The following is a 23,622-nucleotide window of genomic DNA, read 5'->3' as shown; positions in this document are numbered from 1 at the left end:
TTCCGGCACCTTCGGATGTCCCGCCTTCCATCCCCAAAGCTTAGTAACGCACCACAGGGTGCAAAGGAGAAAGCCAACTCGCATGTCTACTCTTGAGATCAAGGATCTTCACGTCAGCATTGAGACCGAACAGGGCCGCAAGCCGATCCTGAAGGGTGTCAGCCTGACCATCAACACCGGTGAGACGCACGCCATCATGGGCCCCAACGGCTCCGGTAAGTCCACCCTGGCCTCCACCATTGCGGGCCACCCGCGCTACACCGTGGACAGCGGCTCCATCACCCTCGACGGTGAAGACGTCCTGTCCATGAGCGTGGACGAGCGTGCACGCGCCGGCCTCTTCCTGGCCATGCAGTACCCGGTAGAGGTCCCCGGCGTCACCATGACCAACTTCCTGCGGACCGCCAAGACCGCACTGGACGGCGAGGCTCCCTCGCTGCGTCACTGGACCAAGGACGTCAAGGCAGCCATGTCCGACCTGCGCATTGACGCCGACTTTGCCCAGCGCAACGTCAACGAAGGCTTCTCCGGCGGTGAGAAGAAGCGTGTGGAGATCCTGCAGCTCGAGCTCTTCCACCCGAAGTTCGCCATCCTGGATGAGACCGACTCCGGCCTCGACGTGGACGCGCTGAAGGTTGTCTCCGAGGGCGTCAACCGTGAGCACTCCAAGGGCGGCATGGGTACGCTGCTGATCACGCACTACACGCGTATCCTGCGTTACATCAAGCCTGACTTCGTCCACGTTTTTGTTGACGGCCACATCGCCGAGCAGGGCGGCCCCGAACTGGCAGACCGGCTCGAAGAAGAAGGCTACGACCGCTTCACCGGCGCCAACGCCGCAGCCGGCGCGTAACTGATACACGCGACACAGAGCAGCTGAAGGAGCAACATATGAGCGACTCCGATCTGGCCCAGACGTCCCTGGAGGACGTCGAAGAGGCCCTCAAGGACGTCATTGACCCCGAACTGGGGGTGAACGTGGTGGACCTCGGCCTGCTCTACGGGCTGAAGTACGCCGACGACGGCGCCCTGCTCATCGACATGACGCTGACGACGGCGGCCTGCCCGCTGACGGACGTGCTCGAAGAGCAGACCGCCCAGGCACTCGACGGCGTTGTCGACGAGTGGCGCCTGAACTGGGTATGGATGCCGCCGTGGGGACCTGAAAAGATCACCGACGACGGACGCGACCAGATGCGGGCCCTCGGCTTCAACATCTAGCAGGTTCGCTGCGCCATCCACGAAGGGCCGCCACCGGAACCACTCCGGCGGCGGCCCTTCTGCGTGTCGCGGCGGCGGCACACTCCGGCGGTGCTACGTTCTCGCCATGGGGAACACTATGGCCGGCGGGACCACGCATTTTCATGACCGGTATATCGACGCCTGGAATGAGGCCATGGGCACCGGGCGCAGCGCACCGATTGAGGAGTTCCTTTCCCCGGAGTATCACGGCTGGCTGGGGCAGGAGGCTGCTGCCACCGCCCCCTTTGATGCCGCCACCGCCCGGGAAGGCTTTGCCGGCACCGTGGCAGACATGCGGGGGTGTACCGTACACGCGGATTTCCGCACCGTGACTCCCCGGGGGCGGGATGAGGCAGTTGTCTTCTATGAAATGACCTACCGCAGCGGCGCCGAGATCACCGGCCGCGCACTGCTGTTGGAGTCTTGGCGGCTCACGAACGGGGCGTGGCTGCTCTGCCGGGATTTCACGGAAGTGAATGTCGGCCAGCCCGCCGCCTGATCCTTCCCTGCGGGAGTCCGGCGGCCCCTGGTACCTCTTCGACTACGGCATGGTGATCTCCACCGCCCCCACGCCGGGGGACTGGGCGGCCCTGAAACGCGAAACCGGTCTGGACCTGGCCGCGCCGGGGAGTTCCTACTGGCGGCACCGGGAAGAGTTCGACGCCGGCCGGCTCAGTCCCGGGAGCTACTGGGCCAGGGTAGTGGGAACGCCGGCGGTGGACGCCGGCAAGGTCTCCACTCTGGAGGAGCTCGACGCGCGGCAGTGGGCACACCTGAACCCGGCGACACTGCGGGTCCTGAAGACGCTCAGCGGCGAAGGGGCCCGCCTGGCCCTGCTGTCCAACATGCCGGCCGGGATGGCGGAACGGTACCGGCGGGAATCCCGGTGGATGAAGTTCTTCCGCACCGCCTGGTTCAGCGGAGAGCTCGACCTGCTCAAACCTGCGCCGGAGATCTTCGGGCACGTCCTGGCCGGGATGCATGCTGCGCCCGAAGACGTGGTCTTCATCGACGACAACGCGCGGAACATTGAGGCGGCGCAGAACCTGGGGATCCGGACGGTGCATTTCGGACCATGGACCAATCTCCTGCAGGAACTGGCGGACCTGCGGGACTAGCTGCCCCGTGCAGGACCGCCGTTCGGGCGGGTCTGCCGTCCCTTAGAGGTTCGGCCGCTAGTTACCGTTACCGCCGTTAGTTACAGCTCCGCTGCGCTGAAGGTATCGCAGGTCTCCAGGCTTCCGCCCTCGTAACCCGCGAGGAACCAGGCCTGGCGCTGGTCGCTGGAACCGTGGGTCCAGGTTTCCGGGTTCACCCCTCCGGTGGCGGCGGACTGGATCCGGTCATCGCCCACGGCCGAGGCGGCGGAGAGAGCATCGCTGATGTCCCTCTCGGTGAACGGAGCGAGGAACGGCTCCCCGCCGCCGGGCGCGGGCTGTGAAGCCGCGTGGCGGGCCCAGAGACCGGCATAGCAGTCCGCCTGCAGTTCGCTGCGCACGGATGCGGACTCAGGGCCCTGCGGATCCGCGTTCCGGCCTGCGGAAAAGCCGGTGAGCTGTTGGACATGGTGACCGAACTCGTGAGCAACCACGTATTCCTGTGCCAGCGGTCCGCCGGAAGATCCGTAGTTGCTGACCAGATCGGAGAAGAAAGCAGTGTCGTAATAGGTTTGCTGATCAGCCGGGCAGTAGAAGGGGCCAACTGCACTGGTTGCTGAGCCGCAGGCGGTGGCGGTCCGGTCGGTGAAAAGCACCACGCCCGGCTCTGTGTATTCCGTGCCATAGTCCGCCAGGTACGGCGCCCAGAAGCTGTCCAGGCTCTCGGCCGTTCCCAGAATGCGGCAGTCCAGCCGCGCGTTGGCGTCCCCGCCGTTCAGGCACGTGTCGATACTTTCGGACTGCCCCTGCCCGGCGGCCACGGACCCGCCGTCGCTCAGTCCCAGGCCGTCGATGACATCCGAACCGAAGAACAGGGACAGGATCAGCAGCAATCCGCCGCCGAGGCCGCCGCCGACGGCGAGCCCCCTGCCTTTGCCCCGCCGGTCACTGACGCGCGAGGAATCCAGCTGTGCATTTTCGTTAAAACTCATGAACCCGATTATCCCCGGCCGTCAGCATGCTTCCGTTCCGGGACCCGTCCCTCCCGGGACGGTGACGCTTCGCCTAGGCCGCGTGCGGCGAGGGCATCACCGGTCTGCCTGGCGTACGCCACCGAACGGATGACCACCGGCACCGTCAACGCCCGCGGATTGCGCTCCAGCCCGCGGGCCATTGCGGATTCCCGCACGTCCCTGGCGGACCCCAGCAGGAACGGAATGCTGCGCAGCATCAGGGCCAGCGTGAGTCCAAACCGTTCCGGGTCGGCACCGGCAAAGCGCAGCGGCCACGCCAGCGACACAAGCCCGTCCAGCAGCTCCTGGGGAGAGGTGGTGAGGGTCAGCAGCCGGGCGGCAACAACACAGATCACGATATTGCCGGTCACCAGCACCGCGGTTACCGGCCCGGCGGACCAGATCTGGAACGCACCGAGCAGCACCAGCAGCGGCCACATCGGCCGCAACGGCTGCCAGATCCGGCGCAGCAGCCCGGCTGCGGCGTAAAGCAGGGCAACCAGCACCGCGGCGGCACCCAGCACAGTGGGGGAGGAGAACACCAGCACCGTGACGGACAGTGCCACCAGCACTGCGGCTTTGGTCCACAGGGGCGCCGAGTGGACCAGGGAACATCCCTCCGTGTAGCCGCCAAGGAGGTCGGTTGCCGCCGCGCGGCCGGCCCGGCGCCTCACCGCACTCCGAGGGCCAGCGCCCGGTAGTCGGCTATGGCTTCCTGCGGACCGCCGTCGAACACCACCGAACCGTTCTCCATCACAATGACGCGGTCCGCGTCGGCGGCGAACTCCAGATCGTGCGTGGTGTAGATGACCTGTTGCGGGAGCGAGGAAAAGATCCCGCGAAGGCGTGCAGTGTTGCGCAGGTCAAGCAGCGTGCTGGGCTCATCCGCAACCAGGATGTCCGGCTCCACCGCGAGTACGGAGGCCAGTGCCATCAGCTGGCGCTCACCGCCGGATAGGTCATAGATACTTCTTTCCGCCAGGTCCAGCAGGCCCAGCGAAGCCAGCCGGGCTTCTGCTGTGTGCCGCCGCGCGGCACGGCCCGGCACCGAGGCACGCAGTGACAGCTCGACGTCGTCCCTGCCGGTCGGCATAACCAGCTGTGAGAGCGGATCCGTGAAGACAAAGCCGACCCGGCGCCGCACGGCCGCACCCTTGTGAGCCGTGTCCAGTCCGTCCACGGTGACGGACCCGGTGTCCGGCAGGACCAAACCGTTGAGGAGTTTCAGCAGGGTCGATTTGCCGGACCCGTTGGCGCCGATCACCGCTGTGCGGGGGCCGGCCAGTTCAAGGGAGAGCGGATGCAGAATGGGCGGCGGTTCTGCATCCGTTCCTGGCGATGCCGGCAGAACGCTGACGTCCTGCAGCAGGATCCGGGGCATCAGCGCCGTGTCCGGCGGCCGGCCGGGGCCATCCCGGGGAAGGCCTTGAAAACGCTGACCGCCACGGCTGCAGCCAACAGGTTCTTCAGTACGTCGCCGGGCCAGAAGGCCATGTCAGCGGCCAGCGCCGCGCTGAAGTCCAGGTGTGCGTTCACCATCAGGCCGGTGATCCCGGCCGGGTGGACCACAAGGAAACTGGTTGTTATGGCGGCGGCGAAAAGCCACACATACCGTGCCCGGCTGATCCGGCGCAGCACCACCGCGGACAGGACGCCCACAACAAATGCCGCTACGGGAAAGGACAGCAGGTATCCGGCTGACGGTGCGGCCAGGACTCCCAATCCGCCGCGGAACCCGCTGAACACCGGAAGGCCCGCCAGCCCGGCGAGCAGAAACAACCCCACCGCTGCCGCACCGCGGCCGGGACCGAGAATCATTCCGGTCAGCATAACGGCCAGGGTCTGGAGCGTCAGGGGCACGCCGGCGCCCAGCGGAATGCCGGGAAGAATGGAGAACACAGCTGTCAGTGCAGCGAAGACGGCTATCAGTGACAGGTCGGTGGGGGTCCAGGACCGTCGCGGAGCGCTGCGCTCCCGGCCCTGATGGGCACCTGCTGCCGCCCGTACTCCGCCGTCGGGGGAGGTCTTTGCTGTGGCAGGACCGCTGCCTGCTGCGGGAGTTGGATCCGCCGCATTTGCCCGTGTGTTGTTCATCGCTGCACTTTCCGAAGTTGGAAGAAAACCGAACCGTCCCGCGTTTCGAACATTAGCGGCGCGCAGACGCGATTCCATTGGAGGTTTTCTACAAAACGGTCCGTGCGGCTAGACTGGGAAGGCTGTTCCGGCCAACAAGGCCTTCCCAACCGGTCCCTGTGACCCTCCCCGCCTCGGTGGATTCCCACCCGGTACGAGGCCCGCGCCCCGCGCAGCGTCATCAAGCAACACCAAAAACCTTCGAAAGGTCCACTGAGTGATTTCCGTATCTGGTCTCGAGCTGCGCGCAGGCGCACGCCTTCTCATGGAAGCGGTTTCTTTCCGTGTGGACAAGGGAGACAAGATCGGCCTCGTGGGCCGTAACGGCGCCGGGAAGACCACGCTCACCAAGGTCCTCGCCGGCGAGGCACTGCCTGCCGCGGGACACGTGAAGCGGGTCGGCGAGATCGGCTACCTGCCCCAGGATCCGCGGACCCCGGACATGGAGCAGCTGGGCCGCGACAGGATCCTTTCCGCCCGCGGGTTGGACAAGGTTTCCGCGCAGCTGAAGAAGTGCCAGGACGAGATGGCCAGCGATGACCCGAAGATCTCCTCGAAGGCCATGAACCGCTACGACCGGCTCGAGGCGGAGTTCCTTTCCGCCGGCGGGTACGCCGCCGAGTCCGAAGCAGCCACCATCTGCGCCAACCTGGCGCTGCCGGACCGGCTCCTGAACCAGCCGCTGAGCACCCTCTCCGGCGGCCAGCGCCGCCGCGTGGAGCTGGCCCGGATCCTGTATTCCGACGCCGACACCATGCTGCTCGATGAGCCCACCAACCACCTTGACGCTGATTCCATTGCCTGGCTGCGGGAATTCCTGAAGAACCACACCGGCGGCCTGATTGTGATCAGCCACGACACGGAACTGCTCGAAGCCACCGTCAACAAGGTCTTCAGCCTGGACGCCAACCGCGCCACCATCGACATCTACAACATGGATTGGAAGCGCTACAAGGTCCAGCGCGAGACCGACGAGCGCGCCCGTAAGCGTGAGCGCGCCAACACGGAGAAGAAGGCCGGCATCCTGCTGGCCCAGGCCAACAAGATGAAGGCCCGCGCCTCGGGCGCCTCCGCCGCGCAGAGCATGCTCAAGCGCGTGGACCGCCTGATGGGCGGGCTCGACGCCGTGCGCGCCACGGACCGGGTTGCCGCACTGCGCTTCCCGGATCCGGCCCCCTGCGGGAAGACCCCCATGATGGCTGAAGGCCTGAGCAAGAGCTACGGCTCGCTGGAAATTTTCACCGACGTGGACCTGGCCATTGATCGGGGTTCGAAGGTGGTCATCCTGGGCCTGAACGGTGCCGGCAAGACCACGCTGCTGCGCATGCTGGCCGGAGTGGACCAGCCCGACACCGGAAAGATCATTCCGGGGCACGGCCTGAAGGTGGGCTACTACGCCCAGGAACACGAAACCCTGGACACCGAGCGTACCGTCCTGGAAAACATGCGCTCTTCGGCGCCGGACATGGATGATGCCGAGGTCCGCAGCGTCCTGGGTTCCTTTATGTTCAGCGGCGACGACGTTGAGAAGAAGGCCGGGGTGCTCTCCGGCGGTGAAAAAACCCGCCTGGCGCTGGCCACCATTGTGGCCTCCTCGGCCAACGTGCTGCTTCTCGATGAACCGACCAACAACCTCGACCCTGCCTCCCGCGCGGAAATCCTGGGTGCCCTGAGCAACTACACCGGGGCCGTGGTGATGGTCAGCCACGATGAGGGTGCCGTTGCCGCGCTGAACCCGGAACGCGTGGTCCTGCTGCCCGACGGCGACGAGGACCACTGGAACGAAAACTACCTGGACCTGGTCACGCTGGCCTGACCCTGATCCGGCACACCGCCTGATTTCCGCCGCCCGCAGCCGCCGCACTACAGAAAGCCACTGCGCCATCCGTTCGTTTTACCTGTCCCTGCCCGTCCTGTCCGCTGTCCCGCGATCCCGGCTTCTGATCGGCTCGGCGCTGGCGCTGAGCCTCACACTCGGCGGCTGCGCAGCGGCGGGGGACACCCCTGCGGTTCCGGCCGTGGTGCTGACAGAGGAGGACGGCAGGACCGGGTTCTTCGACGGCGGTGCGGCAGCGGCCTCGCAGGCGGCCAGCGCCGCCTTTTTCCGCACGGCCCCCGTCGCCGTGGTCACCGCCGGTAGCGGGCCCCATCTGGCGGCAGCGGGTGAGGACGCCGCCAGGCTCGGTATCCCCCTGCTGCAGGTGGACGATGCTGCCGGGGAGGATCCCGCAGCCAGGGACGGCCTGCGGGCTGAACTCGACCGGCTGGAAACCACGTCCGTCCTGACCTACGGAACCCCGGACGCCGGCTGGGAGCCGGTACTGGGGAACCGTGAACTAACCGACGACGCCGGTGCGCTGCCGGAATTTGCCGCTCCCGCAGAAAAGGCTGACGCCGTGTTCCTCAGTGACGGCAGCCCCCTCGCTGCGGCCGCGGAGGCCACGGCTCGGGCTGCCGGAGCCACGGTTCTCCGCCTGCCTGGCGGAGACCCGCGGGCCGACCCCGACACGGTAGCGCTCCTGCACGGGCGTCCTGACGCGGACGTCTTTGCGGCCGGTGAAGCCTTTGGCACCCCCGAGCTCCTCGCGGACCGCGTAGCGGTGGCCCGGACGGGTGTCCAGCTCCCCGGCGGTGGCCAGACCGTGTTCCCCCAGCGGCGCATGGTGGCCCTCTACGGCCATCCCGGCGGGGGCAGCCTGGGTGTTCTGGGGGAGCAGGGGATTGCGGCAACCATCCAGCGCGCCAAGGACACCGCGGCCCAGTACCAGCCGCATAGCGCTGAGCCGGTCATTCCGGCCCTGGAGATTATCGCCACCGTGGCCAGTGCCGAGGCCGGTCCGGACGGCAACTACTCCCGCGTTACCCCCGCCGCCGATCTGCTCCCGTGGATTGAGGCTGCAGAAGCCGCCGGTGTGTATGTGGTGCTGGACCTGCAGCCCGGGCGCAGCACGTTCATGGATCAGGCCAAAACCTACACGGAGCTGCTGCAACGGCCGTCCGTGGGCCTGGCCCTGGACGCTGAATGGCGGCTCGCACCGGGACAGCGGCACATGGAGCAGATCGGGTCCGTGGACGCCGGGGAGATCAATGCGACGGCCCGCTGGCTGGCGGAGCTGACCCGGGAGCATGCCCTTCCGCAAAAGGTATTTATGCTGCACCAGTTCAATACCGCCATGATCACCAACCGTGACCAGGTTGACGTCAGCCATGACGAACTTGCGGTCAGCCTGCATGCCGACGGCCATGGCACCCCGGGGCAGAAACTGGAGACGTGGAATACGCTCCTGACCGGCCTGCAGCCCGGGATCTGGCCCGGGTGGAAGAACTTCTACGACGAAGATCTGCCGACTCTGACGCCGGAACAGACGTACATCGACGTCTCACCCAAACCCTGGTTCATTTCCTACCAGTAGCCGGGTCCGGACCGGCTACAGCCCCTGCGCGTCCAGGATCGCGTCCTCTTCCTCTTCACCGGTCGGGCGCCGCTTTTTGCGCGGCGGCCGGCGCCGGGAGGGTGCCGGGTGCGCGGAGATCGTTTCGTCGTCGTCCTCGTCCTCGTCCTCGATCCGCCCGTAATAGCGGTTCAGGGCTTCCTGACGGGCGGCATAGCCCAGTCCGATAAACATCATCAGGCCGAAGGCGTACCACTGCAGGCCGTAGGAAAGGTGCAGGCCCTCATTTACCTCGGGGCGCGGAGCGGCTTCGGGCACAACGGCTGCGGAGGGGTCCTCGCCGGCCATCAGGCCGTAGGATCCCTGGTGCAGCGGGTAGTCCAGCTGCTCACCGAAGGCCGCCAGGTCAATGGAGGGAAGCTGCCCTTCCGGTGCGCTGCGGTCCAGGGCAGGTTCCCCCGGCTTCACGCGGGCCACCACGCTCACCCGGCCTTCGGGGGCCGCCGGAATGGTGTCCGGCCGCCCTGCCTCGTTATTGCCGATCGGCAGCCAGCCACGGTTCACCGCGATAGCCGTGCCGTCATCAAGCTTCAGCGGCACCACCACCTCATAACCCGCGCGGCCGTTCAGCGGCCGGTTGCGGATAATCCGCAGTTCCGAGGAATCGTAAGTGCCTTCCAGGCGTACCGGCAGCCATTCGGCGGATTCCTCAAAGCTGTCGAAATAGCGCGCGGCCTCGGCATAGGGGACCGGGTCGGCGTCGTAATTGGCCTCAATCCGGCTGGTATCCGCCAGCGATGCCGCACGGCGGTCCATCTGCCAGGACCCGAGCCAGGCGCAGGCGGCAGCAAAAATGCAGACGAGCACAAACCAGCCGAGCCAGCGGCTGGAAAGAAGAAAGCGGTACATCTATTCCTGCCCGCCTTCATCGGTTCCGGCTGCCCCGGAACCCGCATCGGGTCCCAACGGAAGGGTTTCCTTCCACAGCCCGCGGGTCCGCAGGTAGTCTTCCAGCCAGCCGCGGTGGTCCTCGCAGGAGAGCCAGGTTTTCCTTCGCTCCGGGGTATGGATCCGGGGGTTGTTCCACAGCAGCTGCCAGCGGGCATCATTCCGGCAGGCTTTCCGCGAGCACACGGGAGCCCCCTGATCGGGCGACGGCGCACCGGAGAGTGAGTCTAGGAGGTTCATGCGGTGGGCGGAGCCTTGTCTTCGTCGTCGTTATCGATAATCTCGCCCTGCACCACGCTGGTTTCGGGAGATTCGGTCCGGTCAGGGGATACCGGCGCTGCCGGGGCCTCCACCGCCGCAGCCGGAGGCTGCGAGATCATGGCGTCCGAGGCGGTCATGTTCCTGGTGTCCGAACCCCCGTTGGCGAGGATGACGGCAAAGTACGGGATAACGACGGCGCCCGCTATCACCACCCACAGCAGCCATCCGTGCACAAAAAACAGCAGGAAAAGGCAGACGACGCGGATGCCCATGGACACGCCGTATTTGACCATCCGGGCGTGCATCTCATCAGTGTGCGGCGTGGGTGCGGCCGTGATTCTGGGAACGCCGTCCCCGCGGTTTGTGTGCTTTGTCATCACTCTCCAAACAGGTTCGTCCATTCTCTCATTCCCGGCCGCGTTGTAGAAGTTGATTCGGTCCCACGTAGGATCGGAGCACCCCTGCCGAACGTGGAAAGAAGGAATATCCGTTGCAGAACACCCCAGAGCACGAGTCCGGCCGCAGCGTCCTGGTTACCGGCGGAAACCGCGGGATCGGGCTGGCAATTGCCCGGGCCTTCCTGGCCGGCGGCGACCGGGTGGCCATCACGTACCGCAGCGGCGAAGTGCCCGACGGCATGCTGGGAGTGAAGGCCGATGTGACGGACATGGCATCCGTGGACGCCGCATTCACCGAAGTTGAGGCGGCGCACGGGCCGGTCGAGGTTCTGGTAGCCAACGCCGGGATCACCCGCGACACGCTGCTGCTGCGGATGAGCGAAGACGACTTCACCGATGTTGTGGACACCAACCTGACGGGCGCCTTCCGGGTGATCAAGCGCGCCTCCAAGGGCATGCTGCGGATGAAAAAAGGCCGCGTAGTGCTGATCTCCTCGGTGGTGGGACTCTACGGCTCGCCCGGGCAGATCAACTACGCAGCCTCCAAAGCCGGCCTGATCGGCATCGCACGGTCACTCACCCGGGAACTGGGTTCCCGGAACATCACTGCCAACGTTGTGGCACCGGGATTCATCAACACCGACATGACCACGGCCCTGCCCGAGGACACACAGAAGAACTATCTTTCCTCCATTCCCGCGGGCCGGTTTGCCGAGCCCGAGGAAGTGGCCAACGTGGTGCGCTGGATTGCCGGCAGCGAAGCGGGGTACATTTCCGGTGCGGTCATCCCGGTCGACGGCGGCCTGGGCATGGGCCATTAGCCGCAGGTAATGGCCGGTCCCGGATTCGTTGGAGGTTTCCTCAACTGTTCCCGGGACCGGCGGCTGGCAGGATGGGCTTTGGAGCACAACACTTAGATACTTTCCACAAAAAGGAGTTCCCATGGGCCTGCTGGAGGGCAAAGCCGCCATCGTCACCGGATCCTCGCGCGGTATCGGAGCCGAGGTGGCGAAGTTCCTCGCCGCTGAGGGCGCCGGCGTCGTCGTCAACTACCGGCAGAAGGCGCCCCGCGCCAACAAGGTGGTTGCGGCCATTGAGGCCGACGGCGGCCGCGCTGTCGCCGTGGGTGCGGACCTGACCGTCCCCGAAGGCCCCGCCGCCCTGGTCGCCGCGGCGCAGGACAGTTTCGGCGGACTCGACGTCCTGGTGCTGAATGCCTCCGGCGGCATGGAAACCGGCATGGGAGAGGATTACGCGCTGAAGCTGAACCGCGACGCGCAGGTCAACATGCTTAAGGCGGCCCTGGACGTGATGCCCGCCGGTTCCCGGGTGGTCTTCGTGACCAGCCACCAGGCGCACTTCATCAAGTCAGTGCCCACCATGCCCGAATACGAGGCAGTGGCGCTGAGCAAGCGTGCCGGCGAGGACGCCCTGCGGGCACTGCTGCCGGACCTCGAGAGGAAGGGCATCTCGCTGGTGGTTGTCTCCGGCGACATGATCGAGGGGACCGTCACCGCCACCCTGCTGGACCGCGCCAATCCCGGAGCCATCGAGGCCCGCCGCGAGGAAGCCGGCAAGCTGTACTCGGTGGCTGAGTTCGGTGCCGAAGTGGCCCGCATGGCTACCGCGGACGTTCCCTCAGGGCATACCGAGTATGTGGGCGGGGCCGACTACCTGAAGGCCGGCGAGACCGCCTAGAGCTTCACAAAGTGCTGCACCACGTCCAGGTTGGGCAGGTTCAGCACGGCATCCGCGGCGGCCTGCACGGTCGGTTTGGCGTTGAACGCCACGCCCAGTGCGGCCGCCGCCAGCATGTCCAGGTCATTGGCACCGTCGCCCACAGCAACCGTATGCTCCCGGGCGACACCAAGCTGATCGGACCATTCGGCCAGCGACCGTGCTTTGACCGCGCGGTCCACCACGGCGCCACTGACCCTGCCCGTCAGTACGCCGTCCTCGATTTCCAACAGGTTTGCGCGTGAGAACGTCAGCTGGAGCCGGGCGGCCAGCGGCTCCAGGACCTGGCTGAAGCCGCCGGACACCACTGCCACACCGTGGCCTGCGGCCATGAATTCCTTCACCAGAGCCTCGGCACCAACAGAGAGCTCAATCCGGGCCCCCACCTCGTCAATGACGGACGCCGGCAGTCCGGCCAGGGTTTTGACCCGGGCATGCAGGCTGGCGGCAAAATCCAGTTCCCCGCGCATTGCGGCCTCGGTCACGGCCGCCACCTCCGCTTCGCGACCGGCGTGGGCTGCCAGCAATTCAATAACTTCCTGGCGGATCAGGGTGGAGTCGACATCCATGACCAGCAGCTTCCGCGCCTCCTGCAGCAGCGACGGAGGCACCACCGCGCTCTGCTCTCCTCCGGCACGGACATCCACCGACGCCGCCGCGGTGGCGACGGCGGCGCGCAGGCGGTCCAGGCCGCCGTCGTACCCGACGTACAGCTTGCACACCGTGTACCCGTCTCCGCCCGTGTTCTCCAGTTCAAGGATCCGCGCTCCCAGGCCCGTAACCGCGCCTTGGACCGTGCCGAGGTAGGCGTCGGAGATCTCCCGTCCGTAGCTGACAACACTGTATTCGGGGGCGTTCGGCATGGCATCCGTTCTGCTTGGCAGGCGTAGGTACCTGGTGGGTACGGGGTTCCCCGGCCGTTCTCGGAGCGGCCGCTGCGGCGTATCGTTTCGCCAATGTCCCTTTCTTTAGCCTAGTGTCTAGTGCTATGAGTGATGTTCTTGAATTTGCCGGCGTGAGCGTGGTTCGCGGCGGCAAGGCCCTGTTGGACGGCGTGAACTGGCAGGTCAAGGAGGGGGAACGCTGGGTCATCATGGGACCCAACGGCGCCGGTAAAACCACGCTCCTGCAGGTTGCCGGCGGCCGAATGCACCCCACCCGCGGCGTCGCGGGGATCCTCGAGGAGGTGCTGGGGGCCGTCGACGTTTTTGAACTCCGCCCCCGCATCGGCCTGGCTTCGGCTGCCCTGGCCGGACAGATTCCCGAGGACGAAACAGTTCTTAATGTCGTGCTGACCGCCTCCTACGGCATGACCGGCCGCTGGCGGGAAAAGTACGAAAAACTGGACGAACGCCGCGCCTTCCGCCTGCTGCATGACTGGGGTATGTCCACCTTTATGAACCGCCGGTTCTCCTCGCTCAGCGAAGGCGAACGCAAGCGTGTGCAGATTGCCCGCGCCCTGATGACGGACCCCGAACTGCTCCTGCTGGATGAGCCGGCCGCGGGCCTGGACCTGGCCGGCCGCGAAGACCTGCTCTTCCGTCTCGGGGAACTGGCCAGGGACGAGGAAGCCCCCGCCATGGTGCTGGTCACCCACCACCTCGAGGAAGTGCCCACCGGCTTTACGCACGCGCTGCTGCTGCGCGACGGCGGCGTAGTGGCAGCAGGTCCCATTGACGACGTCTTTACCGAGGAGCACCTGAGCACCGCCTTCGACCTGCCTTTGGAGCTGCGCCGCGACGGCGGCCGGTACTTCGCCACCGCACGCCGCAGCTAGGACCGGTGCACGGGTGAGCCTTGAGTACCTAAGTTCCGCCGACGATCCGCGCGTCAGCGACTACACCTCCCTCACGGACACCTCCCTGCGGCGCCGCAGGGAGCCGGTTGAGGGCATGTACATTGCCGAGTCCTCCAAGGTACTGCGCCGGGCGGTCGACGCCGGCCACCGGCCGAGGTCCTTCTTCCTCGCGGAGAAGTGGCTGCCGGACCTGCAGGACATCCTGGACCGTTTCCCCGAGGTTCCGGCCTTTGTCGGCACGGCGGACATCCTCGAGGAAATTACCGGCTTCCATCTGCACCGCGGTGCCCTCGCCGCAATGGAACGGCCTGCCCCGCTGGACCTGGCCGCAGTGCTGTCCACCGCACGGCGCGTTGCCGTTCTGGAAGACATTGTCGATCACACCAATATCGGAGCGATCTTCCGCTCCGCCGCGGCACTGCAGGTCGACGCGGTGCTGGTGACGCCGCGCTGCGCCGATCCGCTGTACCGGCGTGCCATCCGGGTCAGCATGGGTACCGTGTTCCAGGTCCCGTGGGTACGCCTGACGGACTGGCCCGGCCAGCTCACCCAGCTGCGGGACGCCGGCTTTGTCACTGCGGCGCTGGCCCTGCGCGAGGATTCCCTGACCCTGGATGAACTCAGCGCACGCCGCGACGAACGCCTTGCACTGATCCTCGGCACCGAAGGGGACGGACTGTCCGGGAGCACCCTTGCAGGTGTGGACCTGGCCGTGCGCATCCCGATGAGCGGCGGCGTCGACTCCCTGAACGTGGCAGCCGCCAGCGCCGTGGCCTTTTGGGAGTGCCGGCCGTAAAGGCCCGCCAGGCGCTTTGCTCTTACCCTGAGGCGGCCCAGGTGCCAGACTGTGCCCAGCCAGTCAGTTGGAAAAGCCAGTGGAGCCGCCATGGAAAGCCGTGCGATCGCCAGCCCGGGCCTTGCCCTGGCCCTCGCCGCTGCCCTGCTCCTTCCCCTTTCAGCCTGCGGGCCGACAGCGGACCAGCTGCGTGCCCGCGAGGAATCGGCCTCAGCCACCCCCCTTCAACCCCGCACGGCTGCCCCGCGTCCGACAGAGACGCCGGTCCCCACACCGGTTCAGCCAACACCCACCACCCCCGCCCGCGTGGGCGTCACCGGCAGCCAGGCCGGCATGCCCGCGCCCGTGCAGGACGCCTGCCAGTGGCTGTTGCGCCGTGACACGGCGCCCATGCCCGCTGCCGAAGCCGGGGAGTGCATCTCCGCCGCCATGGCTGCCGGCGGGGGAGCAGTGCAAACCCTGGAAACGGAGACCAGCTGGCTGCCGGCGGGCACCTACACCGTTGCCTTCGCCACCACCCCGGAGTTTGCCCTGGAGCTGAACAACGAAGAGCTGGACGTGCACGTGAGTATCCGGGAGGGGCGCAGGGAGTTACGCCAGGCGGGCTCAGCCGTATCGGCGAATCCCGACGGTACGGCGGAAGAAGCGTATGCAGCGGTCATGGCAAACGCCGCCGAACTGACAGTCCGGCCGGAGCGCTTAGCGGGAATGGTGGCCTCGGCCCGGCCGGTGGAGGTGGCATATGCCGCACCGCTGGACGGCGCGCTCTTCACCCGGATCAGTGGCAGCTTCGACACCGCAGGCCGGGAGGCGCCGCCGGACCCGGCTTCCGGAGCGGAAATACCGGCCGGCTCCTTCACCCTTTTCCTGGATGACTACTACCGGCCGGTGCGGATTGAAATTCTCGGGCTGAACCAGGGCATATCCTCGCGGATTACGGCAGTAAACTCGCAGTGGGGCACCCTCCCTGCTCCCTGACGCCGCGCCCGGGAACCGTTTCCATGCGGAGGCGCTGATGCGCTAGTATGGGTTGCTGGCCGAAAACTCCGGCCGCTAAAGCTTTTAACCACCTGTGCCTGGCAAAATCCAGGTACCAAAAGAAGGTAAAACTGTGAAGTCTGATATCCACCCCAAGTATGCACCGGTTGTCTTCCGTGACCTGGCGTCCGACACCGCTTTCCTGACGGCCTCCACCGCCACCTCCTCCAAGACGATCGAGTGGGAAGACGGAAACACCTACCCCCTCATCGAGGTGGAAATCTCCTCCGCATCGCACCCGTTCTACACGGGCAAGCAGCGCATCATGGACTCCGCCGGCCGCGTGGAGCGCTTCAACGCCCGCTTCAAGGGCTTCGGCGCCAAGAAGTAACCCATTTGGGATAAAGAGCATTACTTGGAGAAAGGTCCGTCGGCATCTGCCCGGCGGGCCTTTCCCCGTCACGGGGCCGACCGGTTCCGGCACCGGTTCCAGCAGAGGAGTCCTTGATGGCAAGCGAAGAACAGTACGGCACGCGGCGGCATGGGGAATATAAGGTTCCCGGTGGCAAGCTCGTGGTAGTGGATTTGGACGTCCGCGACGGCCGTCTGGCTAACGTGTCCCTGGGCGGAGACTTCTTCCTGGAACCGGACGAAGCCCTGCTGGATATCAACGCGGCCCTGGAGGGCCTCCCGGCCGAAACCCCGTTCGGTGAGATTGCCGCCGCCGTACATGCGCGCCTGGCCCCCGACGCAGTGCTCTTCGGTTTCTCTCCGGAGGCCGTAGCCACCGCGGTGCGCCGCGCCTTGGGGAAGGCAACCGGCTGGGGTGATCACCAGTGGGAAATCATTCCTCCCACGCCGCTGTCCACGCATATGCACGTGGCCATGGACGAAGTGCTGGCCGAGGAAGTGGGCACGGGCCACCGGAATCCCACCCTCCGGTTCTGGGAGTGGGAATCGCCCTCAGTGGTTATTGGCAGCTTCCAGTCATTGAAGAATGAAGTGGACCCCGAAGGCGCCCGGCGCCACGGTGTTACGGTGGTCCGCCGCATTACCGGCGGCGGGGCAATGTTCATGGAGCACGGCAACGCCATCACCTATTCGATCTATGTTCCGCAGTCCCTGGTGGACGGGCTCAGCTTCGCCGATTCCTACCCGTTCCTCGACGCCTGGGTGATGGAATCCCTGAAGAAGCTCGGCATCCAGGCCTGGTACGTACCGCTCAATGACATGGCCACGGAGCAGGGCAAGATCGGCGGAGCCGCCCAGAAGCGCTTCAGCAGCGGCGGCATGCTGCACCACGTCACCATGTCCTACAACATCGATGCGGACAAGATGGTGGAGGTGCTGCGGATCGGCAAGGAAAAGCTCTCCGACAAGGGCACCACCAGCGCGAAAAAGCGGGTGGATCCCCTCAAGCGCCAGACCGGTCTCTCGCGCGAAGACATCATTGCCACCATGATGGACACTTTCACCACCCGGTACGGTGCCGTGCAGGCTGGTATCAGCGAGGAAGAGATGGCTCTCGCCGAAGAAAAGGTCAAGGAAAAGTTCAACACGCCGGAGTGGCTGAACCGGGTACCCTGATCCGCGGTACGGCCGCGGGGCAGAGTGGCCACGGTGCAGTGCGGGCGGGCTGGATGCTACCCCGGCCGCCGGTACCGGGCCTAGACTGCGGCCATGGAGAAAAAGTCACTCACTGCCCTCGCCCGCCGGCAGATGGAAACTGCCCGCCAGGCGTCCAGCGGACGCAGTGCCGCCACGGTCTACGGGGGACACGAACACGTCCTGCGCCAGACAGTCATCGCCCTGCAGGCAGGGTTCATGCTCGATGAGCATGAGAACCCGGGGGAGGCGACCGTCCACGTGCTCAAGGGCAGGGTCAGCCTGATTTCCGAAGGCATCACCTGGGACGGTTCCGCCGGGGACCTGCTGATTGTGCCGCAGGCGCGGCACTCCCTGAAGGCCCTGGAGGATTCGGCTGTACTCCTGACGGTCGCCAAGCGGGCAGCGCCCTAGCGTCGCTGCCCTTCAGGTTCACACTGCGCCTCCAGCGTTACTGCCCCTCCAGCGTCACTGCCCTTCCGGCGTCACTGCTCCTCCAGCGTCACTGCCCTTCCGGCGTCACTGCGCGGCGGCCTGCACCCGCAGCGATCGCAGCAGCTGGTCCTGCGCTTCGATGATGATCCGGCGGAGGGCTGCCGGTGCGTCGGGATGCAGCTCCAGCCACTCCACGGATTTCTGCACTACCGGGTGGTCCGCCGGGACAGTGCCGGGCAGCGCGTCCTGGTGGCCGGGATACAGTCCGCCCACCACACGAGAGGCCAGCTCGATGCTGCGGCCTGCCCATACTCCGGCCAGGGAGGAGAAGTAATCCTCTGTGTAGCCGTCCAGCAACTCGTGGCTGCCCAGCGTAAAGCCGGCAATGGTGGCCGAAAGCAGCTCATTGGACAGGGCATCCGAATGAACGGCGGCCTGCCAGGCCGAGTCCTTGACCGCCGGCTCGGGGAAGGCTGCGGCAGCGGTGGTGTACCCCACGCGGCCCGACGCCGTGTTGTCCCGTTCCAGCTCCGCGTTCAGTTCCGCACGGTTCGCCAGCCCGGTCGCCGCCAGGGCCAGCCACAGGCGCCACCGCAGATCGGAATCAACGGTCAGTCCGCTGATGCCGGTACTGCCGTCCAGCAATCCCCGCAGCAGCTGATGATGGGTGCTGCTGCGGCGTCCGGCTGCCGCAGCAGCACGGGCCCAGATGACCTGGCGGTCGCTGCCCGGCTCGGCAGCGTGGAGTGCGGAAACCATGGCGGCATAGAGCTCCTCGCGCAGCTCTCCGCGGAGCGAAGCAGGCGCGTAGTACTCCACGGCGGAGAGCGCGTTGTCCAGCAGGACCTGCAGCACCCCTGCACCGGACTCCTGCGGGGCCACGCGCTGGATGAGCCGGACGTAGTCGCGCGCACTGAGTACACCGTCGCGGACGCTGTTCCACAGGGCGGAGAGGCTGATTGCCCGGGCCAGGGGATCGGTGAGGCGGTGCAGGGAATCCATCAGCGTCAGCAGTGACTGCTGGTCAAAGCGGATCTTCGCGTACGTCAGATCCTCGTCATTGAGCAGCAGCAGTGCCGGGCGGCTCCGACCGGTCAGCTCGGGGACCTCGGTCCGGGCGCCCGCCACATCCAGTTCAATGCTGTCGGTGCGGATCAGGAACCCGGCGTCGTCAAAGTTGTACAGCCCGATGCGGAGCCGGTGCGGCCGCGGAACCTGTTCCCCGCTCACCGGATCCGGTGCGTTCTGGCGGATCACTACCGAGGTATAGTTCCCGGCGTCGTCGGTCTCCGTCTCCGGCACCAGTACCGGCACCCCGGCGGTCTGCAGCCACTGCCGCGACCACTGGCCCATGTCCCGGCCGGAAGCCGCTTCCAGGGCAGCCAGCAGGTCCGCCAGCGTGGTGTTGCCGAAGGCATGGTCGCGGAAGTAACCGCGTGCCGCTTCGATGAACGTGTCGAACCCTACGTAGGCCACCAGCTGTTTGAGCACCGAAGCGCCCTTGGCGTAGGTGATGCCATCGAAGTTCTGTTTTGCTGCTTCCAGGTTCGGGATGTCAGCGACGATGGGGTGCGTGGTGGGCAGCTGGTCCTGGACGTAAGCCCAGGCCTTGCGCCGGTTCGCGAAGCTCACCCAGGAATTGGCGAAATCCGTGGCGCGGTCCACTGCGAGGGCGCCCATGTAGTCGGCGAAGGACTCCTTGAGCCACAGATCATCCCACCACGCCATGGTGACCAGGTCGCCGAACCACATGTGGGCCATCTCGTGGAGGATGGTGTTGGCGCGTGCCTCGTACTGGGCTTCCGTGGCCCGGGAGCGGAAGACATACGCCTCGGTGAAGGTCACCAGGCCCGGGTTTTCCATGGCCCCCAGGTTGTACTCGGGAACAAAGGCCTGGTCGTATTTCCCGAACGGGTAGGGGAAGGCAAAGAGGCGGTGGAAATAGTCCAGGCCCCGTTTGGTGACCGCAAAGATGTTCTCCGGATCAAAGTACTCCGCCAGGGAAGACCGGCAATAGGCCGCCAGCGGCACCTGCAGCTCCGAACCGTCCTGCAGTGTCATCGACCACTGGTCTTCGGCCCGGTGGTACGGGCCGGCCAGCACGGTGGTGATGTAGGTGGAAATGCGCTGCGTGGGCGCGAACTCCCAGCGGCTCAGGCCGCCGTCGTCCGTCTGCGTGCGGGAGGTTTCGCTACCGTTGGAGGCCACGTGCCAGCCGGCCGGGGCTGTGACGGAAAAGCTGAAGGAGGCCTTCAGGTCCGGCTGTTCGAAATTGGCGAACACCCGGCGGGCGTCGGCGGGTTCGTACTGCGTGTACAGGTACGTCTGCCCGTCAGCCGGGTCAACGAAACGGTGCAGGCCCTCGCCGCTGCGGCTGTACAGCGCCGTACCGTCCACGGTGACGGTGTTTTCTGCCTGCAGGCCGGGCAGATGGATGCGCGAGGAGTCCACGGCGGTGGCGAGGTCCAGCTCCCGGCCGTTCAGCACCACGGAGGAGATCCCGCCGTGGATGAAATCAAGGAAGGTGGCCGCCCCGGGTTCGGAACAACTGAACACGATGGTGCTGGTGGACCGGAAACCGGCGGCGCCGGCATCTTCGGCATTACCAAGGTCCAGATGGACGTTGTAGGAGGTCACGGACAGCAGGCGGGAGCGCCGGGCGGCTTCGTCACGGCTCAGATTCTGGTTGGACACTTGTTCATTCAATCACCTTCACCGTACTTAGCGCGTCCGGCGGCCCGTCCGGTGCGCGCCGGGCCGCGGTGTCGAGCGGGGTCCTGTCCGGTGCGCGCCGGCAGGAAACGGCGGCCGAGTGCCTGAAAGGAGACAACGGCCAGGAGAATGAAATACGGGGTGTAGAGGTACAGGAAACGGGACCTCGCTTCCGAGAGCAGCAGGAACAGCAGCAGGCCCAGCAGCGCTATTCGCACGGCGGAGAGTTCCGGGCGCAGCAGGACCGGGGTCCGGAGCGCCAGCGGCACCGCGGCGAGGGCGAGGAGCAGGAACCAGGTTCCCTGCCACAGTGACAGCGTCCAGGGGAAATGGGGCCGGGTATTGCCGAAGAAGTCCTGGATGGCCTGGTCTGCCGGGTTGTCGGAGACAAAGTCGTTGCCGTCAACGGTGCCTTCACCCCAGGTAAAAAAGGACCCGTCGCCGGTGATCCACAGCAGTTTGTGGTTGAGGAACCCCGCGTAGCCTGCCGGACCCATGGCCTGGACCCGGGCAGCATAAACGTCCAGGCCATGCCGGAACCTCTCCTGCGGGTCTGCAATCTGCACCGTTGTTTCGGCATCGGACTGGTTGTAGCTGCCGTAGTACGGCCCGTGCGGCCCGGGTGCCTGCTGGGCGCCCACCTTGAGGAAATGGGTGGCGGGCAGGGCGCGGTCCGTGTCCGGCACCGCGGCGCTGTTCCGCTCAAAGGTGCTGATGCCTGCGTATGCCGCGAGGAAACTGCCCGTGACCACAGCCAGTCCCGCCAGGAGGCCGGCAGTACCCTGCCTGCCGGGCAGGAGGCAGAGGGCAGTGAGGCCGGCGGCCACCAGGCAGATGAGTACGGTGGGCTTGATGCCGTAGCCCACTGCACCGGCAGCGCCGGCAAGGATCCACAGAGGTATCCGGACCTGCCAGTGCCCGCTGCGGCAGGCGGCAAGCAGCAGGCAGAGGATCAGGATGGGGAACACCATCCCCACGGTGTCCGAATAGAGCACTCCCGCCCACGGGGAAAAGAGCACAAAGATGCCCAGCGGCAGCAGTGCCAGCACGGCGGCGCTGGTGCCGGCCAGCATCCGCGCCGCCCAGTACGTCAGCACCGTTACGGCAAAGAGGACGACGGCGTTCAGGAACGCGGCGGCCATCTCAAGGTCCGTCACGCCCAAGGCAGTGACGAAGCGGAGGTAGGCGGACAGCAGCAGCGCCAGCAGGGTGTTGTTCGGGTTGATGCCGAAATAGGAGGAGAGCGCTGTTTGTGTGCCCTGGGCCAACCCGGCAGCGGATTCAAAAACAGCATGGGAATCCCAGTCCGCCGGCAGACGCACGGCAAACACCAGCCGGACCTGCAGCGCAAAAAGACCTGCCCACAGGATCACGCGCATCAGGTTCCGCAGCCCGCGGTGCCGGGAGAGCGCACCGGTACTCCGTTGTTGCAGCAGGTACAGCCCGGCCATCAGGACCAGGACGGCGCCGGCAGCTGCTGCGGCCCACCCCCGGGGATACTGCGAAAACCCGTAGTGCGGGCTGAGCAGATTGCCGATCACGGACCAGGCCGCAATCCCGCAGAAGACCAGTCCGGCCGCCGCCGGCAGGCGGGCGGCAAAGGTCAGCCGGGTTCCCGGTCCGTCTGCGGGCCGGCCCGGGCGACGTCCTGCACGCCGGTCGCGGCGACGTCCTGCGGCAGTGCCGGAAGGGTGCGCGGAGTCCGGAAGCATTCCGGGCAGGCGGGCATCCGAGGCCATTCAGGCTCCAATCCACGGCGCGCGGAAACCCGCCTTCCGTTCCTGATGGGATGGCTGTGCTCCTCCTCGTTGGACACTAGGCGGCGTGCATCCCAGCCACAAGTAGAGGGGCGGATTCCGGCCTGCCGGCGCCGCTACCGGCAGTGCGTTCCCCGGCGCCTCCGGTGCTTTCCCTGCACCGGATGCACCAGCTGCCTGAGCTGCCGTCGGTCAGCCGGTCATGGCCACCGCCACGCCCAGCCCCAGCCCCGCCACCAGCGCCCAGGATGCCAGGGCGGCGGCGACGGCACGGATGCCGGAAGCAAAGAGCGCCCGGACCCGCACCCCGGCGCCCAGTCCGAACAGGGCGGCGGCAAAAAGCAGTTCCTGGAGCACGGATGCCACCTCCAGTGCCGGTGCAGGCAGCAGCCCGAAGGTACGCACGAGGATGAGGGCGAGGAAGCCGAGCACAAACAGGGGAACCAGCGGCGGCCGCGGACCCGCCCCGGAGCCGGAGGCGCGGTCCGCGCGGCGGGCCTGCAGTCCCACCGCGGCTGTCATGGGCGCCAACAGCACCACCCGGGCCAGCTTGACCACTACCGCGGCGGCCAGCGCAGCGGTGCCGGCCGTCTGCGCCGTGGCCACTACCTGGCCGACGTCATGCACTGATGCGCCGGCCCAGGTACCGAAAACCACCGGGTCGAGGCGGAGCAACGCTCCGGCCACCGGCAGGGCGGCGATGGCCAGGGTACCGCAGAGGGTCACCAGGGCAATCGGCACCACGGTATCCCCGCTGCGGGACCGGCGGGCGGCAGCAACGGCGCCAATCGCGGAGACACCGCAGATGGAGAATCCTGCAGCGATCAGCAGCGGTTCGTCTCCGGGGAGCCGGAACATCCTGCAGATGGCGTAGGTGCCGGCAAAGGCCGTGAGGACCAGAAGGACAACCAACCCGAGTGCACCGAACCCCAGGCCGGCAATGTCCACCAGCGACACCTTAAGCCCGAGCAGAACAATGCCGATACGCAGGAATTTCCGCGCAGCCAGCGCCAGCCCCGGCTTAAGCGGACCGGTTGTTGCCGCGGCCGCACCGGGCAGGTTTGCGGCCACCAGTCCCAGGATCACCGCAGCAGTAAGTACCGGGACAGCCGGAACCAGCAGATGCAGCAGGTAGGACAGGGCGACGGCGGCCGCAGCCGCCAGCAGCCCGGGCGCGGTCTTTTTGAGCGCGGCGAACCCGCGCGGCAGCCGCCCGTCGGCGGGCTGCTGCGGCCGGGGCGGATCAGCGGGGGAATCAGGCACGTCTATACCCTGCCCGAGTCGGAACGGATAACCAAAGCAGTTCACCCCGGCGCACGC

General features: G+C 66.6%; 25 protein-coding genes. 14 read left to right on the top strand and 11 right to left on the bottom strand.

What is annotated here, in order from left to right:
- Positions 1-82: 82 nt before the first annotated feature.
- The 4 genes from sufC to QWJ37_RS08780 all read left to right on the top strand — a co-directional run bounded on the left by sufC (position 83) and on the right by QWJ37_RS08780 (position 2,360).
- Positions 83-853: a Fe-S cluster assembly ATPase SufC gene (sufC, locus tag QWJ37_RS08795; protein ID WP_227901901.1), complete on the top strand. Its 771-nt coding sequence runs from the start codon at positions 83-85 to the stop codon at positions 851-853.
- A 38-nt stretch (positions 854-891) separates the two neighbouring features.
- Entirely contained in the window at positions 892-1,221 is a 330-nt protein-coding gene (locus tag QWJ37_RS08790; protein ID WP_227901900.1) for a metal-sulfur cluster assembly factor, read from the top strand.
- A 106-nt stretch (positions 1,222-1,327) separates the two neighbouring features.
- The gene (locus QWJ37_RS08785; protein WP_290245069.1) at positions 1,328-1,741 is read left to right on the top strand and encodes a hypothetical protein; all 414 of its coding nucleotides are present in this window, start codon (positions 1,328-1,330) and stop codon (positions 1,739-1,741) included.
- Positions 1,719-2,360, top strand: coding sequence for an HAD family phosphatase (locus tag QWJ37_RS08780; protein ID WP_290245068.1), 642 nt, complete (start codon positions 1,719-1,721; stop codon positions 2,358-2,360). Before QWJ37_RS08785 ends, QWJ37_RS08780 begins: the two co-directional genes overlap by 23 nt.
- 80 nt (positions 2,361-2,440) lie before the next feature.
- Here QWJ37_RS08780 and QWJ37_RS08775 read toward each other — a convergent pair whose 3' ends face one another.
- From QWJ37_RS08775 to QWJ37_RS08760, 4 genes are read right to left on the bottom strand one after another with little or no spacing between them, the layout of a single operon-like run.
- Positions 2,441-3,331: a neutral zinc metallopeptidase gene (locus QWJ37_RS08775; RefSeq protein WP_290245067.1), complete on the bottom strand. Its 891-nt coding sequence runs from the start codon at positions 3,329-3,331 to the stop codon at positions 2,441-2,443.
- Positions 3,332-3,339: 8 nt separating this feature from the next.
- Positions 3,340-4,026 carry an energy-coupling factor transporter transmembrane protein EcfT gene (locus tag QWJ37_RS08770; RefSeq protein WP_290245066.1) on the bottom strand — a complete coding sequence of 229 codons (687 nt, stop codon included), beginning with the start codon at positions 4,024-4,026 and terminating at the stop codon, positions 3,340-3,342.
- Positions 4,023-4,733, bottom strand: a complete 711-nt coding sequence (locus QWJ37_RS08765; RefSeq protein WP_290245065.1) for an ABC transporter ATP-binding protein — start codon at positions 4,731-4,733, stop codon at positions 4,023-4,025. Before QWJ37_RS08765 ends, QWJ37_RS08770 begins: the two co-directional genes overlap by 4 nt.
- Positions 4,733-5,446 carry a biotin transporter BioY gene (locus QWJ37_RS08760; RefSeq protein WP_290245064.1) on the bottom strand — a complete coding sequence of 238 codons (714 nt, stop codon included), beginning with the start codon at positions 5,444-5,446 and terminating at the stop codon, positions 4,733-4,735. Before QWJ37_RS08760 ends, QWJ37_RS08765 begins: the two co-directional genes overlap by 1 nt.
- A gap of 256 nt (positions 5,447-5,702) precedes the next feature.
- Here QWJ37_RS08760 and QWJ37_RS08755 point away from each other — a divergent pair, with 256 nt between their 5' ends.
- Positions 5,703-7,301, top strand: a complete 1,599-nt coding sequence (locus tag QWJ37_RS08755) for an ABC-F family ATP-binding cassette domain-containing protein (protein WP_290245063.1) — start codon at positions 5,703-5,705, stop codon at positions 7,299-7,301.
- A gap of 202 nt (positions 7,302-7,503) precedes the next feature.
- Positions 7,504-8,898 carry a hypothetical protein gene (locus tag QWJ37_RS08750; RefSeq protein WP_290245062.1) on the top strand — a complete coding sequence of 465 codons (1,395 nt, stop codon included), beginning with the start codon at positions 7,504-7,506 and terminating at the stop codon, positions 8,896-8,898.
- Positions 8,899-8,913: 15 nt separating this feature from the next.
- Here QWJ37_RS08750 and QWJ37_RS08745 read toward each other — a convergent pair whose 3' ends face one another.
- Genes QWJ37_RS08745 through QWJ37_RS08735 form a run of 3 tightly spaced genes read right to left on the bottom strand, consistent with a single transcriptional unit; the run spans position 8,914 to position 10,463 of the window.
- Positions 8,914-9,786 carry an SURF1 family protein gene (locus QWJ37_RS08745; protein ID WP_290245061.1) on the bottom strand — a complete coding sequence of 291 codons (873 nt, stop codon included), beginning with the start codon at positions 9,784-9,786 and terminating at the stop codon, positions 8,914-8,916.
- A complete protein-coding gene (locus tag QWJ37_RS08740; protein WP_290245060.1) occupies positions 9,787-10,065 on the bottom strand; it encodes a hypothetical protein in 279 nt (92 codons plus the stop codon).
- Positions 10,062-10,463 carry a DUF3099 domain-containing protein gene (locus QWJ37_RS08735; protein WP_290245059.1) on the bottom strand — a complete coding sequence of 134 codons (402 nt, stop codon included), beginning with the start codon at positions 10,461-10,463 and terminating at the stop codon, positions 10,062-10,064. The genes QWJ37_RS08740 and QWJ37_RS08735 overlap by 4 nt, the downstream gene beginning before the upstream one ends.
- 113 nt (positions 10,464-10,576) lie before the next feature.
- On the opposite strand from QWJ37_RS08735, the gene QWJ37_RS08730 reads away from it, so the two are divergent.
- Together QWJ37_RS08730 and QWJ37_RS08725 are read left to right on the top strand one after the other, a co-directional pair.
- On the top strand, positions 10,577-11,305 hold the full coding sequence (locus QWJ37_RS08730) for a beta-ketoacyl-ACP reductase (RefSeq protein WP_290245058.1): 729 nt from the start codon (positions 10,577-10,579) through the stop codon (positions 11,303-11,305).
- 121 nt (positions 11,306-11,426) lie between these two features.
- A complete protein-coding gene (locus tag QWJ37_RS08725) occupies positions 11,427-12,182 on the top strand; it encodes an SDR family oxidoreductase (RefSeq protein WP_227927809.1) in 756 nt (251 codons plus the stop codon).
- Here QWJ37_RS08725 and serB read toward each other — a convergent pair.
- A complete protein-coding gene (gene serB / locus QWJ37_RS08720; protein ID WP_290245057.1) occupies positions 12,179-13,084 on the bottom strand; it encodes a phosphoserine phosphatase SerB in 906 nt (301 codons plus the stop codon). The two genes, QWJ37_RS08725 and serB, sit on opposite strands and share 4 nt — an antisense overlap.
- A 125-nt stretch (positions 13,085-13,209) precedes the next feature.
- Between serB and QWJ37_RS08715 the strand changes: the two genes are divergently transcribed.
- The 6 genes from QWJ37_RS08715 to QWJ37_RS08690 all read left to right on the top strand — a co-directional run bounded on the left by QWJ37_RS08715 (position 13,210) and on the right by QWJ37_RS08690 (position 17,812).
- Complete coding sequence (locus QWJ37_RS08715) at positions 13,210-13,998, top strand: ABC transporter ATP-binding protein (RefSeq protein WP_227901885.1); 789 nt, start codon at positions 13,210-13,212, stop codon at positions 13,996-13,998.
- A 13-nt stretch (positions 13,999-14,011) separates the two neighbouring features.
- A complete protein-coding gene (locus QWJ37_RS08710) occupies positions 14,012-14,815 on the top strand; it encodes an RNA methyltransferase (protein ID WP_290245056.1) in 804 nt (267 codons plus the stop codon).
- A 90-nt stretch (positions 14,816-14,905) separates the two neighbouring features.
- On the top strand, positions 14,906-15,793 hold the full coding sequence (locus QWJ37_RS08705) for a hypothetical protein (RefSeq protein ID WP_290245055.1): 888 nt from the start codon (positions 14,906-14,908) through the stop codon (positions 15,791-15,793).
- 133 nt (positions 15,794-15,926) lie between these two features.
- Entirely contained in the window at positions 15,927-16,184 is a 258-nt protein-coding gene (locus QWJ37_RS08700; protein ID WP_146361982.1) for a type B 50S ribosomal protein L31, read from the top strand.
- 116 nt (positions 16,185-16,300) lie between these two features.
- Positions 16,301-17,380 carry a biotin/lipoate A/B protein ligase family protein gene (locus QWJ37_RS08695; RefSeq protein ID WP_290245054.1) on the top strand — a complete coding sequence of 360 codons (1,080 nt, stop codon included), beginning with the start codon at positions 16,301-16,303 and terminating at the stop codon, positions 17,378-17,380.
- A 93-nt stretch (positions 17,381-17,473) separates the two neighbouring features.
- Entirely contained in the window at positions 17,474-17,812 is a 339-nt protein-coding gene (locus QWJ37_RS08690) for a cupin domain-containing protein (RefSeq protein ID WP_227901881.1), read from the top strand.
- Positions 17,813-17,917: 105 nt separating this feature from the next.
- On the opposite strand, the gene pepN is transcribed toward QWJ37_RS08690, so the two are convergent.
- The 3 genes from pepN to QWJ37_RS08675 all read right to left on the bottom strand — a co-directional run bounded on the left by pepN (position 17,918) and on the right by QWJ37_RS08675 (position 23,511).
- Positions 17,918-20,527: an aminopeptidase N gene (gene pepN, locus QWJ37_RS08685; protein WP_290245053.1), complete on the bottom strand. Its 2,610-nt coding sequence runs from the start codon at positions 20,525-20,527 to the stop codon at positions 17,918-17,920.
- 8 nt (positions 20,528-20,535) lie between these two features.
- A complete protein-coding gene (locus QWJ37_RS08680) occupies positions 20,536-22,284 on the bottom strand; it encodes a hypothetical protein (protein WP_290245052.1) in 1,749 nt (582 codons plus the stop codon).
- A gap of 210 nt (positions 22,285-22,494) precedes the next feature.
- Positions 22,495-23,511, bottom strand: coding sequence for a putative sulfate exporter family transporter (locus QWJ37_RS08675; RefSeq protein ID WP_290245290.1), 1,017 nt, complete (start codon positions 23,509-23,511; stop codon positions 22,495-22,497).
- Between the last annotated feature and the right edge of the window lie 111 nt (positions 23,512-23,622).

This window comes from Arthrobacter sp. YD2 (assembly GCF_030410475.1).
Classification (GTDB): Bacteria; Actinomycetota; Actinomycetes; order Actinomycetales; family Micrococcaceae; genus Arthrobacter_B; species Arthrobacter_B zhangbolii.
Note: the sequence above shows the minus strand (reverse complement) of the source record. Positions and strands in the feature narration are given on the sequence as shown.

Excerpts from the sequence above, each read along its gene's own strand:
- QWJ37_RS08680 (WP_290245052.1), bottom strand. The coding sequence starts at position 22,284 with ATGGCCTCGGATGCCCGCCTGCCCGGAATGCTTCCGGACTCCGCGCAC.
- QWJ37_RS08705 (WP_290245055.1), top strand. The coding sequence starts at position 14,906 with ATGGAAAGCCGTGCGATCGCCAGCCCGGGCCTTGCCCTGGCCCTCGCC.
- QWJ37_RS08790 (WP_227901900.1), top strand. The coding sequence starts at position 892 with ATGAGCGACTCCGATCTGGCCCAGACGTCCCTGGAGGACGTCGAAGAG.
- QWJ37_RS08740 (WP_290245060.1), bottom strand. The coding sequence starts at position 10,065 with ATGAACCTCCTAGACTCACTCTCCGGTGCGCCGTCGCCCGATCAGGGG.
- serB (WP_290245057.1), bottom strand. The coding sequence starts at position 13,084 with ATGCCGAACGCCCCCGAATACAGTGTTGTCAGCTACGGACGGGAGATC.
- QWJ37_RS08785 (WP_290245069.1), top strand. The coding sequence starts at position 1,328 with ATGGGGAACACTATGGCCGGCGGGACCACGCATTTTCATGACCGGTAT.
- QWJ37_RS08715 (WP_227901885.1), top strand. The coding sequence starts at position 13,210 with ATGAGTGATGTTCTTGAATTTGCCGGCGTGAGCGTGGTTCGCGGCGGC.
- QWJ37_RS08735 (WP_290245059.1), bottom strand. The coding sequence starts at position 10,463 with ATGACAAAGCACACAAACCGCGGGGACGGCGTTCCCAGAATCACGGCC.
- sufC (WP_227901901.1), top strand. The coding sequence starts at position 83 with ATGTCTACTCTTGAGATCAAGGATCTTCACGTCAGCATTGAGACCGAA.
- QWJ37_RS08775 (WP_290245067.1), bottom strand. The coding sequence starts at position 3,331 with ATGAGTTTTAACGAAAATGCACAGCTGGATTCCTCGCGCGTCAGTGAC.
- QWJ37_RS08690 (WP_227901881.1), top strand. The coding sequence starts at position 17,474 with ATGGAGAAAAAGTCACTCACTGCCCTCGCCCGCCGGCAGATGGAAACT.
- QWJ37_RS08745 (WP_290245061.1), bottom strand. The coding sequence starts at position 9,786 with ATGTACCGCTTTCTTCTTTCCAGCCGCTGGCTCGGCTGGTTTGTGCTC.
- QWJ37_RS08765 (WP_290245065.1), bottom strand. The coding sequence starts at position 4,733 with ATGCCCCGGATCCTGCTGCAGGACGTCAGCGTTCTGCCGGCATCGCCA.
- QWJ37_RS08780 (WP_290245068.1), top strand. The coding sequence starts at position 1,719 with ATGTCGGCCAGCCCGCCGCCTGATCCTTCCCTGCGGGAGTCCGGCGGC.
- QWJ37_RS08695 (WP_290245054.1), top strand. The coding sequence starts at position 16,301 with ATGGCAAGCGAAGAACAGTACGGCACGCGGCGGCATGGGGAATATAAG.
- QWJ37_RS08725 (WP_227927809.1), top strand. The coding sequence starts at position 11,427 with ATGGGCCTGCTGGAGGGCAAAGCCGCCATCGTCACCGGATCCTCGCGC.
- QWJ37_RS08760 (WP_290245064.1), bottom strand. The coding sequence starts at position 5,446 with ATGAACAACACACGGGCAAATGCGGCGGATCCAACTCCCGCAGCAGGC.